The sequence below is a fragment of the Pseudomonas sp. PDM27 genome, from assembly GCF_019219205.1.
GTDB classification, from domain to species: Bacteria; Pseudomonadota; Gammaproteobacteria; order Pseudomonadales; family Pseudomonadaceae; genus Aquipseudomonas; species Aquipseudomonas laurylsulfatiphila.
In genome coordinates this window covers 298734-313140 of sequence record NZ_JAHUWF010000008.1, presented here as the reverse complement: position 1 = coordinate 313140, position 14407 = coordinate 298734, and the positions used below count along the sequence as shown (strand labels likewise).

12 protein-coding genes are annotated in these 14407 nt (G+C 62.0%); 8 read left to right on the top strand and 4 right to left on the bottom strand.

Annotation, left to right across the window (positions count from 1 at the left end; translation table 11 throughout):
* Positions 1–144: 144 nt before the first annotated feature.
* On the bottom strand, positions 145–1287 hold the full coding sequence (gene pdxB / locus KW838_RS18540) for a 4-phosphoerythronate dehydrogenase PdxB (RefSeq protein ID WP_218502270.1): 1143 nt from the start codon (positions 1285–1287) through the stop codon (positions 145–147).
* 267 nt (positions 1288–1554) lie between these two features.
* Here pdxB and KW838_RS18535 point away from each other — a divergent pair, with 267 nt between their 5' ends.
* Positions 1555–2964 carry an MATE family efflux transporter gene (locus KW838_RS18535; protein ID WP_102698745.1) on the top strand — a complete coding sequence of 470 codons (1410 nt, stop codon included), beginning with the start codon at positions 1555–1557 and terminating at the stop codon, positions 2962–2964.
* 48 nt (positions 2965–3012) lie between these two features.
* Here the strand turns inward: KW838_RS18535 and tusA are convergent, their stop codons facing one another.
* Both tusA and rlmM read right to left on the bottom strand, forming a co-directional pair.
* Positions 3013–3264 carry a sulfurtransferase TusA gene (gene tusA, locus KW838_RS18530; RefSeq protein ID WP_007974070.1) on the bottom strand — a complete coding sequence of 84 codons (252 nt, stop codon included), beginning with the start codon at positions 3262–3264 and terminating at the stop codon, positions 3013–3015.
* Between the two features lie 196 nt (positions 3265–3460).
* The gene (gene rlmM, locus KW838_RS18525) at positions 3461–4534 is read right to left on the bottom strand and encodes a 23S rRNA (cytidine(2498)-2'-O)-methyltransferase RlmM (RefSeq protein ID WP_218502267.1); all 1074 of its coding nucleotides are present in this window, start codon (positions 4532–4534) and stop codon (positions 3461–3463) included.
* 222 nt (positions 4535–4756) lie between these two features.
* Here rlmM and acnA point away from each other — a divergent pair, with 222 nt between their 5' ends.
* The 3 genes from acnA (at position 4757) to KW838_RS18510 (ending at position 10190) form a co-directional block, all read left to right on the top strand.
* The gene (gene acnA, locus KW838_RS18520; RefSeq protein ID WP_218502255.1) at positions 4757–7498 is read left to right on the top strand and encodes an aconitate hydratase AcnA; all 2742 of its coding nucleotides are present in this window, start codon (positions 4757–4759) and stop codon (positions 7496–7498) included.
* Positions 7499–7727: 229 nt separating this feature from the next.
* On the top strand, positions 7728–8519 hold the full coding sequence (locus tag KW838_RS18515; protein ID WP_218502252.1) for a CPBP family intramembrane glutamic endopeptidase: 792 nt from the start codon (positions 7728–7730) through the stop codon (positions 8517–8519).
* Between the two features lie 105 nt (positions 8520–8624).
* Positions 8625–10190: a PAS domain-containing methyl-accepting chemotaxis protein gene (locus tag KW838_RS18510; protein ID WP_102698749.1), complete on the top strand. Its 1566-nt coding sequence runs from the start codon at positions 8625–8627 to the stop codon at positions 10188–10190.
* Positions 10191–10287: 97 nt separating this feature from the next.
* Here KW838_RS18510 and KW838_RS18505 read toward each other — a convergent pair whose 3' ends face one another.
* Positions 10288–10962 (bottom strand): alpha/beta family hydrolase, encoded by a 675-nt coding sequence (locus tag KW838_RS18505; RefSeq protein WP_256358889.1) that lies wholly within the window; start codon positions 10960–10962, stop codon positions 10288–10290.
* A 95-nt stretch (positions 10963–11057) separates the two neighbouring features.
* Between KW838_RS18505 and ccoN the strand changes: the two genes are divergently transcribed.
* The 4 genes from ccoN to ccoP are packed head-to-tail and all read left to right on the top strand — an operon-like array spanning position 11058 to position 14252.
* Entirely contained in the window at positions 11058–12482 is a 1425-nt protein-coding gene (ccoN, locus tag KW838_RS18500; RefSeq protein WP_102698751.1) for a cytochrome-c oxidase, cbb3-type subunit I, read from the top strand.
* A gap of 10 nt (positions 12483–12492) precedes the next feature.
* Positions 12493–13101 carry a cytochrome-c oxidase, cbb3-type subunit II gene (ccoO, locus tag KW838_RS18495; RefSeq protein WP_102698752.1) on the top strand — a complete coding sequence of 203 codons (609 nt, stop codon included), beginning with the start codon at positions 12493–12495 and terminating at the stop codon, positions 13099–13101.
* 3 nt (positions 13102–13104) lie between these two features.
* Positions 13105–13302, top strand: coding sequence for a cbb3-type cytochrome c oxidase subunit 3 (locus tag KW838_RS18490; protein ID WP_102698753.1), 198 nt, complete (start codon positions 13105–13107; stop codon positions 13300–13302).
* The gene (ccoP, locus tag KW838_RS18485; RefSeq protein WP_218502249.1) at positions 13299–14252 is read left to right on the top strand and encodes a cytochrome-c oxidase, cbb3-type subunit III; all 954 of its coding nucleotides are present in this window, start codon (positions 13299–13301) and stop codon (positions 14250–14252) included. The genes KW838_RS18490 and ccoP overlap by 4 nt, the downstream gene beginning before the upstream one ends.
* Positions 14253–14407: the final 155 nt, after the last annotated feature.

The following is a 14407-nucleotide window of genomic DNA, read 5'->3' as shown; positions in this document are numbered from 1 at the left end:
AGTGTATTTGTGCAGTTACCTTTTAGGGCGTTTGAAAAGCGGTGAAAACCGCCTTTCAAACCCACAAAAACGTAAAGGATGTCCCCGGTTTCGTTTGTAAAGGATGTATCCGTTTCTACATCGCGAAAGGGCCGCCGCGGTCTATCAGATTGCCGCCGCCCCCAACGCCGCCACAATCCGCTGCAACTCAGGCGCATCCCCCTCGATCCGCACCTGCAACCCGTCGATCTCACGGCGTGAAGGATAATTCTTGCGCAGCACATCGAATGCCGCGCGCTGTTCGCTGACACTGCCGACAAGGCTGCGACGGAAATCCGCATCGTCACGACGCGGGTCATACACGCCACGGCACAGCATCGCCAAGGCCCAGGCCGGGTCGCTTTGCGCATTCAGGGTCACGTGCGACAGCCAGGGTGCCGGCAGCAAATCGCTCAGGCTGACGCGGGCCGGTTGCCCGAGGAAATCGCAATAGGCCTGATAAATCTGCGCGGTGCCCCGCTGCTTGCCGTCGAGGCTGTAACCGGCAATGTGCGGCGTGGCCAGCACGCACAACTCAGCCAGCGCCACGTCGACTTCAGGCTCGCCTTCCCAGACATCGAGCACTGCTTGCAGGTCTTCGCGTTCCAGCAGCACATCGCGCAGTGCCGCGTTGTTGACCACCGGTCCTCGACTGGCATTGATCAGCCAGGTACCGGATCTGAGCTGGTTGAGGCGTTTTTCATCGAACAGATGCCAGGTCGATTGAGGCCCCTGCTTGGTCAGCGGCGTGTGCAGGCTGATGACGTCGCACTCTTCGATGATCTGCTCGAGGCTGACGTAGTCACCGCCTTCAGTCGCCTGCCGGGGTGGATCGCACACCAGCACCTTCCAGCCCAGGCCCTGCAGGACCTTGACCAGTCGGCCACCCACCTCGCCGGCGCCGACCACGCCGTAGGTACGCCGGGTCAGGTCGACCCCTTCGATTTCGGCCAGGGTCAGCAAGCTGCCGAGCACATAGTCGACCACGCCGCGGGCATTGCAGCCCGGTGCGCTGGACCAGGTGATGCCGGCCTGCTGAAAGTAATCCAGGTCCAGATGATCGGTGCCGATGGTGCACGTACCGACAAAGCGCACCTTGCTGCCTTCGAGCAGCGCGCGATTGACGTTGGTCACTGAACGCACCAACAGCACATCGGCCTGCTCGACCGTGGCACGGTCGATGGCGCGACCCGGCACCCGGCGGATTTCACCGAAGCCTTCAAAGAAGGCATCAAGCAGGGGGATATTTTCGTCGGCAACAATCAGCATGGCAGGCTCCTTTGGCGGATCGGCAGTGTAGGCGTAGATGACGCATCGCGCCTAGACGCATCTCTCTGTAGGAGCGAGCTTGCTCGCGATGGACGCAAGGATGCCACGTTCATTCAGACATCCCGCGTCATCGTTGACGCTCATCGCGAGCAAGCTCGCTCCTACAGAGGGTTGATTACAAATCGGTAACACGAGCTTTTTCCTGACTGCCGCGTCAACGCGTAGAATGCGCGGCTGTGCATCAAAACCCTCTTGGACGTTTCGCTATTGAATCCTGTTATTGAAAGTACCGTCGCCACCGCTCCTGCGCGCACGACACCCGTTCGCCTGGAACTCAAGGGCCTGCTCGGCCTGGCCCTGCCCATCATGATCGCGCAACTGGCCACCACGGCCATGGGCTTCGTCGATGCGGTGATGGCCGGCCGCGTCAGCCCACGGGACCTGGCCTCGGTGGCCCTGGGCAACTCGATCTGGATTCCGGTCTACCTGTTGATGTCCGGCGTTCTGCTGGCAACCACACCCAAGGTCGCGCAACGCTTTGGCGCCGCGCAGTTCGACGAGATCGGCCCGCTGGTGCGCCAGGCACTGTGGCTGGCCTTGTGTGTCGGCTTGATCGGTAGCGGCCTGCTGCTCGGCGCCGAGCCGATCCTGCACTGGATGAAAGTCGATCCGCAATTGATCGAGCCGAGCATGGGTTACCTGCACGGGATCGCTTTCGGGTTTCCCGGTATGGCGTTCTATTACGTATTGCGCTGCTACAGCGATGGCATGGGGCGTACCCGCCCGAGCATGGTCATCGGCTTGTGCGGCCTGCTGCTGAACATCCCGCTGAACTATGCGTTGATCTACGGCCATTTCGGCGCACCGGCCCTGGGCGGCGTCGGTTGCGGCTGGGCCAGCGGCATCGTGATGTGGTTCATGGCGTTGAGCATGGCCGGCTGGACCTTCTGGGCCCCCTTCTATGCCCGCACCCGGGTGCTGGTGCGCTTCGACCGCCCGCAATGGGCCGTGATCAAGCGTCTGGTCGGCATTGGCCTGCCGATTGGCATTGCCGTCTTTGCCGAGTCCAGCATCTTCGCGGTCATCGCGCTATTGATCGGCAGTCTCGGCTCTACCGTAGTGGCCGGGCATCAGATCGCCCTCAATATCAGCTCGTTGCTGTTCATGATTCCTTATTCGCTGGGCATGGCGGTGACCGTGCGCGTCGGTCAGGCACTGGGGGCCGGCAATCCCTGGCAGGCGCGTTTCGCGGCGAAGGTCGGGCTCGGCGCGGCACTGGTGTTCGCGGCGTTTTCGGCGGCCCTGATCCTGCTGCTGCGCGAACCGATCGCCTCGATCTACACGCCTGACAAGGCCGTGATCCAGATTGCGTCGATGTTGATTGTGTATGCCGCGCTGTATCAGTTTTCCGATGCCATCCAGGTGATTTGCGCGGGTGCGTTGCGTGGATACCAGGACACCCGGGTGACCATGATCCTGACCTTGTTCGCCTATTGGGGCATCGGCCTGCCGGTCGGCTACGTGCTGGGACTGACCGATTGGTTCGGTCCGGCCAGTGGCCCGAGCGGGCTGTGGGAAGGGTTGATTGCCGGTTTGAGCTGCGCGGCGCTGATGTTGTCGATCCGCCTGACGCTCAGTGCGCGCCGGCGAATTCGTAACAGCCGCTCGGCGGGCTGACTGCACAAACAAAAAGACCTGCGTTTGCAGGTCTTTTTTTGGGTGTCATCAGCCGGACTTCTTGCGAATCCAGTAGAGGTAGGTGCCCTCCTCCTCGTGCTGCGCCACCAGTTCGTGGTCGAGAAACACACAGAACTTGGGAATGTCACGACGGGTCGACGGGTCTGTGGCGATGACCTTGAGCAGGCCACCGGGCACCAGGTCACGGATGTGCTGGTGCAGCATCATCACCGGCTCGGGGCAGTTGAGGCCGGTGGCATCGAGGGTGCCGTCTACCGGCGTATCAAGCATTTCACTCATGATTCACTCCTGAAACTGGCCGGCATTGTCGCGCATTGCCGGGTGTTCGGTCACCTGTGGCATTACGCCTCCCTTGTGGGATGACCACTGACCTGTGGGAGCGGGCTTGCTCGCGAAGGCGGTGTGTCAGCAGCGTTGACGTCGACTGACACGACGCCTTCGCGAGCAAGCCCGCTCCCACATTGGTCCCCGTATGTCAGCGGGACTTGGGCTTCTTCACATCAATCCGGCGCAAATGGCAGGTCACTTCCTCGCGGTCGTGGTACAGCTGTTTGCAGCCGATCTCGACCTTGATGCCCCGCGCCTTGAAACCCTCGGCAATGCGCTCGAGCAGACGCTTCACCTCGGCATAGCGCTGTTTCATCGGCAGCTTGAGGTTGACCACCGCCTCGCGGCAATGGCCGTCACCGATCCACTCTTCCAGCATCGCCGCATTGCGCGCCGGCTTCTCGACGATGTCGCAGACCATCCAGTCCACCGGCTGCTTGGGCTTGAAGGTGAAACCGTCGGCCATCAGGTGTTGCACCAGACCGGTGTCCATCAGGCTTTCGGCCATCGGGCCGTTGTCGATGGCGGTCACCAGCATGCCGCGGTTGACCAGTTGCCAGGTCCAGCCACCCGGAGCGGCCCCGAGGTCGACGCCGGTCATGTCGCTGTGCAGACGCTCGTCCCACTGGTCGCGCGGGATGAAGTGATGCCAGGCCTCTTCCAGCTTCAGGGTCGAGCGGCTCGGCGCCTCCCGAGGAAACTTCAAACGGGGAATGCCCATTGGCCACATCGCCGAGTTGTTCGACTCGGCCAGCCCCATGAACACCTCACGACCACTTTTGAAGGTCAGCAACAGCCGCGGCTTGTGAGCGTCTTCCACCAGTTTGCCGGCGGCCATCAGCGCTTTGCGCAGGTGCACTTCGAACTTTTTGCAGAAGTTCGACAGTTCCTTGCCATCATTGGTGTCGACCATTTCCAGCCACAGGCTGCCGCACAGCGGAAAGTCCGCCATATGGGCGAGGATCACGCTGATGCGGTCGGTTTCCGGCAGATCGATGAAAATCCCCCGTGCCCACTGGCGCGGGAAAATCAGCTCGGCGAAACGCTGCCCGCGCATCAGGCGCTCGGCGCCGTCTTCTTCGGTGCAGACGAATTCGGCGCAAGCGGTGGCGGCTTTGGCCTTGGCGTAGCCGGCCACGTTCAAGCGCGCGGCGAGGTCGGAAATCTCGGAACAGACTTCACCTTCGAAGCCCGGCCGGCAATGCATGAATAGGGTGTTCATTCTTACTCCTGGGCAATGGCGATGAATTTCGGCCACTGCACGATGCCCAGGCTTGCCCTGAAGCAAAGCCTGTCACGAAAACCGGCGCATGATAGCCGAGATCGGAACCTGGGGTCTGTCCATAGAGTCCAGTTATTAGCCAGCTACCGAAAACAGGGCTAGGTTTAAGGCTCTGTCCGTCCCCTCAGTCCGTAGCCGTGCGGACTTCAAGGAGTGATCGTAATGCCGTCCCTCGATAGCCTGAAGACGTTGAAAACCCTGCAAGTCGGCAACAAGACCTACCACTACTTCAGCCTGCCCGACGCCGCCAGGAGCCTGGGCGAGCTGGACAAGTTGCCGATGTCGTTGAAAGTCCTGCTGGAAAACCTGCTGCGCTGGGAGGACGAGAAAACCGTCACCGGCGCCGACCTCAAGGCACTGGCCGCGTGGCTCAAGGAGCGCCGCTCCGACCGGGAAATCCAGTACCGCCCGGCGCGGGTGCTGATGCAGGATTTCACCGGCGTTCCCGCCGTGGTCGACCTGGCCGCCATGCGCGCGGCGATGGCCAAGGCCGGCGGCGATCCACAGCGCATCAACCCGCTGTCGCCGGTGGACCTGGTGATCGACCATTCGGTGATGGTCGACAAGTTCGCCAGCAGCAGCGCCTTCGAGCAGAACGTCGACATTGAAATGCAGCGCAATGGCGAGCGCTATGCGTTCCTGCGCTGGGGCCAGAGTGCCTTCGACAACTTCAGCGTAGTGCCGCCGGGCACCGGGATCTGCCACCAGGTGAATCTTGAATACCTCGGTCGCACGGTCTGGACCAAGGACGAGGACGGCCGCACCTATGCCTTCCCCGACACCCTGGTCGGCACCGACTCCCACACCACCATGATCAACGGCCTCGGCGTGCTCGGCTGGGGCGTCGGTGGCATCGAGGCGGAAGCGGCGATGCTGGGGCAACCGGTGTCGATGCTGATTCCCGAAGTCATCGGTTTCAAACTCACCGGCAAGCTCAAGGAAGGCATCACCGCCACCGACCTGGTGCTGACCGTCACCCAGATGCTGCGCAAGAAAGGCGTGGTGGGCAAATTCGTCGAGTTCTACGGCGACGGCCTAGCCGACCTGCCGTTGGCCGACCGCGCGACCATCGCCAACATGGCGCCGGAATACGGCGCCACCTGCGGTTTCTTCCCGGTGGACGACGTCACGCTGGAGTACCTGCGCCTGTCCGGCCGCCCCCTTGAAACAGTGCAACTGGTCGAGGCCTACAGCAAGGCCCAGGGCCTGTGGCGCCTGCCCGGCCAGGAGCCGGTGTTCACCGACAGCCTGGCGCTGGACATGGGCAGCGTCGAAGCCAGCCTCGCGGGACCAAAACGCCCGCAGGACCGGGTGTCGCTGCCGAATGTCGCGCAAGCCTTCAGCGACTTCGTCGACCTGCAATTCAAACCCACCAGCAAGGAAGAGGGCCGCCTCGAAAGTGAAGGGGGTGGTGGCGTCGCCGTCGGTAATGCCGATATGGCCGGTGAAGCGGATTACGATTACGAAGGCCAGACCTATCGCCTGAAAAACGGCGCCGTGGTCATCGCCGCCATCACCTCCTGCACCAACACCTCCAACCCGAGCGTGATGATGGCGGCCGGGCTGGTGGCGAAGAAGGCCGTGGAAAAAGGCCTGAAACGCAAACCCTGGGTGAAGAGCTCGCTGGCCCCCGGCTCGAAGGTGGTCACCGACTACTATAAGGCGGCCGGCCTGACCCGCTACCTCGATGAACTGGGTTTTGCCCTGGTCGGCTACGGCTGCACCACCTGCATCGGCAACTCCGGGCCGCTGCCGGAACCCATCGAGAAAGCCATCCAGCAAGCCGACCTCACCGTGGCATCGGTACTCTCGGGCAATCGCAACTTCGAAGGCCGGGTGCATCCCCTGGTGAAAACCAACTGGCTGGCCTCTCCGCCACTGGTGGTCGCCTATGCGTTGGCGGGCACGGTACGCACCGACCTCAGCCGCGAACCGCTGGGCGAAGACAAGGACGGCAAACCGGTTTACCTGCGCGACATCTGGCCCAGCAGCCAAGAAATCGCCGAAGCGGTGAATCAGGTCAACACCGCCATGTTCCACAAGGAATACGCCGAAGTGTTTGCCGGAGACGAACAATGGCAGGCGATCGAGGTTCCGCAAGCGGCGACCTATGTCTGGCAGGACGACTCGACCTACATCCAGCACCCACCCTTCTTCGACGACATCGGCGGCCCGCCGCCCGTGGTCAAGGATGTCAGCGCAGCGAACATTCTCGCCCTGCTCGGCGACTCGGTGACCACTGATCACATCTCCCCCGCCGGCAACATCAAGGCGGACAGCCCGGCAGGGCAATACCTGCGCGACAAAGGCGTGGAACCGCGGGACTTCAACTCCTACGGTTCGCGACGCGGCAACCATGAAGTGATGATGCGCGGCACCTTCGCCAACATCCGCATTCGCAACGAAATGCTCGGCGGCGAGGAAGGCGGCAACACCCGTTACATTCCCACCGGGGAAAAAATGCCGATCTACGACGCCGCCATGCGCTATCAGGCATCGGGCACCCCGCTGGTGGTGATTGCCGGTCAGGAATATGGCACCGGATCGAGCCGCGACTGGGCGGCCAAAGGCACCAATCTGCTGGGCGTCAAAGCGGTCATCGCCGAAAGCTTCGAGCGCATCCACCGCTCCAACCTGGTGGGCATGGGCGTGCTGCCGTTGCAGTTCAAGCTGGATCAGAACCGCAAGAGCCTGAACCTCAACGGCAGTGAAACCCTGGACATCCTCGGCTTGACCGGTGTCGAGCTAACGCCACGGATGAACCTGACACTGGTCATCACTCGCGAAGACGGCAGCCGCGAGAAAATCGAGGTGCTGTGCCGCATCGATACGCTCAATGAGGTGGAGTACTTCAAGTCCGGAGGGATTCTGCATTACGTGTTGCGGCAGCTGATTGCCTCCTAGCCATGCGCTGATACAAACACCGCCTTCGGGCGGTGTTTTTGTTTGGGTCACGCTTATAATCGCAGCCCTCAGGACACTCCTCATCTGTGGCGAGGGAGCTTGCTCCCGTCGCCAGCCCTGCAGATGCATTTCATCCGGCACACCGGGTTGATTGTTATCGGGGCCGCTTCGCAGCCCAGCGGGAGCAAGCTCCCTCGCCACAAAACCCATTCATCTCTAAGGACTTCAAATGATTGCCCTGCCATGGACGTTTCTGGCCCTGCTTTCCCTCGGTTACGCTCTGGCGCTGACCTACGGCCATCTCGGCTGGCTCTCGGCAATCACGGTGTCCTTGTTGCTGGTCGCTGGCGCGGCAGTTCGCCAGCGCGAGATCCCTTTTGTCCGCTACCTCGGCCACGGTCTGTTCATCGTCCTGGCCCTGGCCTTGGCGACGCATTGGCTACCCGGTTTCTACAACGGTCGCGTTATCGATCCCCAGCGTTTTACCGACGATGCCACGTCATTCGCCATGCACCTGAACCTGGACAAACCGCTGATCGGCTTCTGGCTGTTGCTGGTTTGTCCGTGGATTGTCGGCCGCCGTTCGCTTCGATTGTCGCTGTATGCCACCGCAATGGCCCTGACCTTGAGTGCCGTGCTGGCGCTGGGCGGTGCGCTGCTGCTGGGTGTCATCGCCTGGGCGCCGAAATGGCCTGATCAGGCCTGGCTGTGGCTACTGAACAATCTGCTTCTGGTGACACTGGTCGAGGAAGCGCTGTTCCGCGGCTACATCCAGGGTGGCCTGAGCCGTTGCCTGAAAAACCTGCGCCATGGCGAAAACCTTGCCCTGCTCCTGGCTTCCTTGATCTTCGGCCTGGCCCATGCCGGGGCAGGCTGGCAATGGGTCCTGCTGGCCAGCCTGGCCGGGATCGGCTATGGCCTGGCCTACCGTTTTGGAGGACTGACAGCAGCCGTCGCTACTCACTTCGGCTTGAACCTGCTGCACTTCAGCCTGTTCACCTATCCGATGCTCGCGGGCTGACGCAAGGGTTATTTTGCGACGCATCGCTGATTTTCGAAAAATAACCTCAACAATCCGCCGGTCTTGCCGATACAGCACTTGAAAGCCTTGCGGATTAAAAAAGCCATGCGTAACAACCAGCCAATTACACAACGCGAGCGGACCTTCCCGGCCCAGCAACGGTTGATTTCCACCACCGATGCCAAGGGCATGATCACCTACTGCAACGACGCCTTTGTCGAAATCAGCGGGTTTTCCCGAGAGGAGCTGATCCGTGCACCGCACAACCTGGTCCGTCACCCCGACGTCCCGGCCGCGGTGTTCGCACACATGTGGGGCACACTGAAACAAGGCTTGCCATGGATGGGCATTGTGAAGAATCGCTGCAAGAGCGGTGACCACTACTGGGTGAACGCCTATGTGACACCGGTCTTCGAAGGCAATCAGGTGGTCGGTTACGAGTCGGTGCGGGTCAAGCCCACCGCCGAACAGATCCGCCGTGCCGAAGCGCTCTACCAACGCATCAACCAGGGCAAGTCGGCCATTCCCTCCTCGGACAAATGGCTGCCGATCCTGCAGGACTGGCTGCCGTTCATCCTGGTCAGCCAATTGAGTTTCATGATCGGTGCATCGCTGAACTCCCATTGGGGTTTTGCCCTGGCCGCTGGTCTCTCGGTGCCGCTGGGCCTGATGGGCCTGCAGTGGCAACAGCGCGGTATCAAGCGTTTGCTGCGCCTGGCCGAGCAGACCACCTCCGACCCATTGATCGCACAGATGTACACCGACAGTCGCGGCGCCCAGGCGCAGCTGGAGATGTCCATCCTCAGTCAGGAAGCACGCTTGAAAACCTGTCTGACGCGTCTGCAGGATACGGCCGAGCACTTGACCGAGCAGGCCAGGCAGTCCGATGCCCTGGCGCACAACAGCTCCAGCGGCCTGGAACGTCAACGGGTCGAGACCGAGCAGGTGGCCACCGCGGTCAACCAGATGGCCGCGACCACCCAGGAAGTCGCCAGCCACGTGCAACGCACCGCCGACGCCACCCAGGAAGCCAATCGGCTGACCGGTCGCGGTCGTGACATCGCCGGGGAAACCCGCGAAGCCATCCAGCGCCTGTCGGTGGTGGTGGGTGAAACCGGCGTGACCGTGACCCAGCTGGCCAAGGACAGCAACGAAATCGGTGGTGTGGTCGACGTGATCAAAGGCATCGCCGACCAGACCAACCTGCTGGCCCTGAACGCCGCCATCGAAGCGGCCCGCGCCGGTGAGATGGGTCGTGGTTTTGCGGTGGTGGCCGACGAAGTCCGTCAGCTGGCGCAACGCACCAGCGAGTCCACCGGGCAGATTCATGCGCTGATCGCCAAGCTCCAGCAAACCGCCGGTACTGCGGTGCAAACCATGGAAGCCGGGCATCGTCAGGCGGAAGAAGGCGTGGCGCGGGTACTGGAAGCGGACCAGGCGCTGGTGGGGATCAGTGAAGCGGTGGCCAACATCACCGACATGACCACCCAGATCGCCGCCGCGACCGAAGAGCAAAGTGCCGTGGCCGAAGAAATCAGCCGCAACATCAGCAACATCTCGGCGCTGGCGGACCAGACCTCGGAACAGGCGCAGAACTCGGCGTTGTTGAGTGAAGAGCTGACCAAAACCGCGAATACCCAGTATTCGCTGGTGGAGCGGTTCAACCGCTGACAGCAAAGTCAAAAGATCGCAGGCTGCGCCAGCTCCTACAGGGACCACATTCCCCCTGTAGGAGCTGCCGAAGGCTGCGATCTTTTGATCTTGCTTCTTACAAAAAACCAGCCACCCTGCCCGCCGCAGCCGCCAAATGCTGCTCATGACTAAACCCGGAAGCCTTCAACGGCTTCAAGTCATGATCCCCCGCCGCCAGCCAGAACACCTCAATGCTCGGTGACAACGTGTAAGCCTCGACCGCCTCGCGATTGCCCAACGCATCGCGCTCGCCCTGCACAATCAGGGTTCGGGTTTTCAAAGCAGCCAAATGCTCCACCCGTGGCTTCTCCGGCTTGCCCACCGCATAAAACGGATACCCCAGGCACACCAGCGCATCCGCGCCCAACTCATCGGCGAGCAAACTGGCCATGCGCCCGCCCATGGACTTGCCGCCGATGGCCAGCGGCCCAGTGACATGGCGTCGCACCTGGGCATACACCTCGCGCCAGCATTCGAGCAGTTTCGGCGCCGGATTCGGTGGGCGCTTGCCGCCGTCGAGGCGCCGCTGCGCCATGTAGGGAAATTCAAAGCGCAACACGTTGACGCCTTGTGCGGCGAGGCGTGCAGCCATGTCGCTCATCCAGTCGCTGTCCATCGGTGCGCCGGCGCCGTGGGCGAGGATCAGCGTCGCCGCTGCCTTGCCAGTGGCGGCATTCCACAACCATCCATGATCCCGCACGCACTGCGCCCATTGATCCCCGTCAATACCGGCCTTGTGCCCTTTGTCCATGCTTGCCTCGCTTTTAGTCTGCCTATAACTCCGGCCGAAGGGTGCGCTGCCTTGCGCGAGTGCGCTCACTTCGGCTGAACCGTGGATGGGGAACCATGAACACTTCTATCAGTACCGCCTACAACTACAAGGTGGTCCGCCAATTCGCCATTATGACGGTGGTGTGGGGCATCGTCGGCATGGGGCTCGGGGTTTTTCTCGCTGCCCAGTTGGTCTGGCCCGAACTCAACTTCAATTTGCCCTGGACCAGCTTCGGCCGCCTGCGCCCGCTGCACACCAACGCGGTGATCTTCGCCTTCGGCGGCTGCGCGCTGTTCGCCAGTTCGTTCTATTCGGTGCAACGCACCAGCCAGACGCAACTGTTTGCACCGAAAATCGCCGCGTTCTGCTTCTGGGGCTGGCAGCTTGTGATCCTGCTGGCGGCCATCAGCCTGCCGCTGGGCTACACCAGTTCCAAGGAATACGCCGAGCTGGAATGGCCGATCGACATCCTGATCACCATTGTCTGGGTCGCCTACGCCATCGTGTTCTTCGGCACGATCATGCAGCGCAAGACCAAGCACATCTATGTCGGCAACTGGTTCTTTGGTGCGTTCATCATCACCGTGGCGATCCTGCACATCGTCAACAATATGGAATTGCCGGTCAGTTTCACCAAGTCCTACTCGCTGTACGCCGGTGCCACCGACGCGATGGTGCAATGGTGGTACGGCCACAACGCCGTGGGCTTTTTCCTCACCGCCGGTTTCCTCGGCATGATGTATTACTTCGTGCCAAAACAGGCCGAGCGCCCGGTGTATTCCTATCGCCTGTCGATCGTGCACTTCTGGGCGCTGATCACCCTGTACATCTGGGCAGGCCCCCACCACCTGCACTACACCGCGCTGCCGGACTGGGCACAGTCGCTGGGCATGGTGATGTCGCTGATCCTGCTCGCGCCGAGCTGGGGCGGCATGATCAACGGCATGATGACCCTGTCGGGCGCCTGGCATAAGTTGCGCAGCGACCCGATCCTGCGCTTCCTCGTGGTGTCGCTGGCGTTCTACGGCATGTCGACCTTCGAAGGGCCGATGATGGCGATCAAGACGGTCAACGCCCTCTCCCACTACACCGACTGGACCATCGGCCACGTACACGCCGGCGCCCTCGGCTGGGTGGCGATGATTTCCATCGGCGCGCTGTACCACATGATCCCGAAAGTCTTCGGACGCGAGCAGATGCACAGCATCGGCCTGATCAACGCGCACTTCTGGCTCGCCACTATTGGCACCGTGCTGTACATCGCCTCGATGTGGGTCAACGGCATCGCCCAGGGCCTGATGTGGCGTGCGGTGAACGAGGACGGCACGCTGACCTACTCCTTCGTCGAGACCCTGGTGGCCAGCCACCCAGGCTTCGTCGTGCGGCTGGTGGGCGGCGCGATCTTCCTCAGCGGCATGTTCCTGATGGCCTACAACACCTGGCGCACCGTGCGGGCCTCGCAGCCTGCCGAAGTCGCCGCTGCCGCGCAGATGGCCTGAGGAGTCCGCCATGAAACACGAAACTATCGAGAAAAACGTCGGCCTGTTGCTGCTGCTGATGATCCTGGCCGTGAGCATCGGTGGCCTGACCCAGATCGTCCCGCTGTTCTTCCAGGACGTGACCAATAAGCCGGTGGAAGGCATGAAGCCCTACACCGCGCTGCAACTGGAAGGCCGCGACATCTACATCCGCGAAGGCTGCGTCGGCTGTCACTCACAGATGATCCGTCCGTTCCGTGCCGAGACCGAGCGCTACGGGCACTACTCGGTGGCCGGCGAAAGCGTTTGGGACCACCCGTTCCTGTGGGGTTCGAAACGTACCGGGCCGGACCTGGCGCGGGTCGGGGCGCGCTACTCGGATGACTGGCACCGCGCGCACTTGTACAACCCGCGCAACGTCGTGCCGGAGTCGAAGATGCCCGCCTACCCGTGGCTGGTGGCCAATCAACTCGACAGCAGCCACACCGAAACCAAGATCAAGGCCATGCGCACCCTGGGCGTGCCGTACACCGACGAAGACATTGCCGGCGCCGTCGCTTCGCTCAAGGGCAAGAGCGAGATGGATGCACTGGTCGCCTACCTGCAAGTGCTCGGCACTGCGATCAAGAGCAAGAGGTGAGCCATGTTCATTGAAATGAGCACTGGAATGATCCGCGGCCTGGGCACAGTCGTCGTGTTCGTGGCCTTCGTCGGCCTGACGCTGTGGGTATTCAACAGCAAGCGCGGCCCGGAATTCGCCGAAGCGCGCCTGCTGCCGTTCGCCGACGAACCACAACCCGACATCACCGAAGATTCAGCAACAAGGAGTACCCGGCCATGACCACCTTCTGGAGTACGTGGATCTGCGTACTGACCATCGGCAGCCTGATCGGTCTGACCTGGCTGCTGATCGGCACCCGCAAGGGCGAGACCAAGGGCAGCGTCGACCAGACCATGGGCCACAGCTTCGATGGCATCGAGGAGTACGACAACCCGCTGCCGCAATGGTGGTTCATGCTGTTCGCCAGCACGCTGGTGTTCGCCGTCGGCTACCTGATCCTCTATCCCGGCCTGGGCAACTGGAAAGGCGTCCTCCCCGGCTATGAGAACGGCTGGACCGGCGCCCACGAGTGGGAAAAGGAAATGGCCAGGGCGGATGCGAAATTCGGACCGATCTTCGCCAAATTCGCGGCCATGCCACTGGAAGAAGTGGCCAAAGACCCGCAAGCGCTGAAAATGGGCGGTCGCCTGTTTGCCTCCAACTGCTCGGTGTGCCACGGCTCGGATGCCAAGGGTGCATTCGGCTTCCCCAACCTGACCGACAGCGACTGGCGCTGGGGTGCCAGCGCAGAAACCATCAAGACCACCATCATGGGTGGCCGGATGGCGATGATGCCGGCCTGGGGTGAAGTCCTGGGGGAAGACGGTGTGAAAAACGTCGCCGCTTATGTGCGCCATGATCTGGCCGGCCTGCCGTTGCCGGAAGGCAGCAAGGCGGACCTGCAAGCCGGACAGCAAGCCTTCAGCACCACCTGCGTCGCTTGCCATGGGGCAAACGGCCAGGGCACCGAAGCCATGGGCGCGCCAAACCTGACGCACCCGGCCGGCTTCATTTACGGCACCAGCCTGACGCAGCTTGAACAGACGATTCGGCATGGTCGCCAAGGCCATATGCCGGCGCAGAACGAACTGCTCGGCAACGACAAGGTGCAACTGCTGGCCGCGTATGTGTACAGCCTGTCCCACGGTTTGAATACCGAGCGCCTGCAGGCTGAAGACAACCGCGAATAAATCCCGACCGCTCTGCTGCCGCATTCTCCCGGATGCGGCAGTTCCCTGCCCCTTTGCGACGCATTGTCGCACCCTCTTTGACTCTTCCTTTCGGTTCCCCGGATTCAGGTCTAAGCTTCCCCCGATGCGGACTGGCCGGTGCCGGTTCCAGGTCG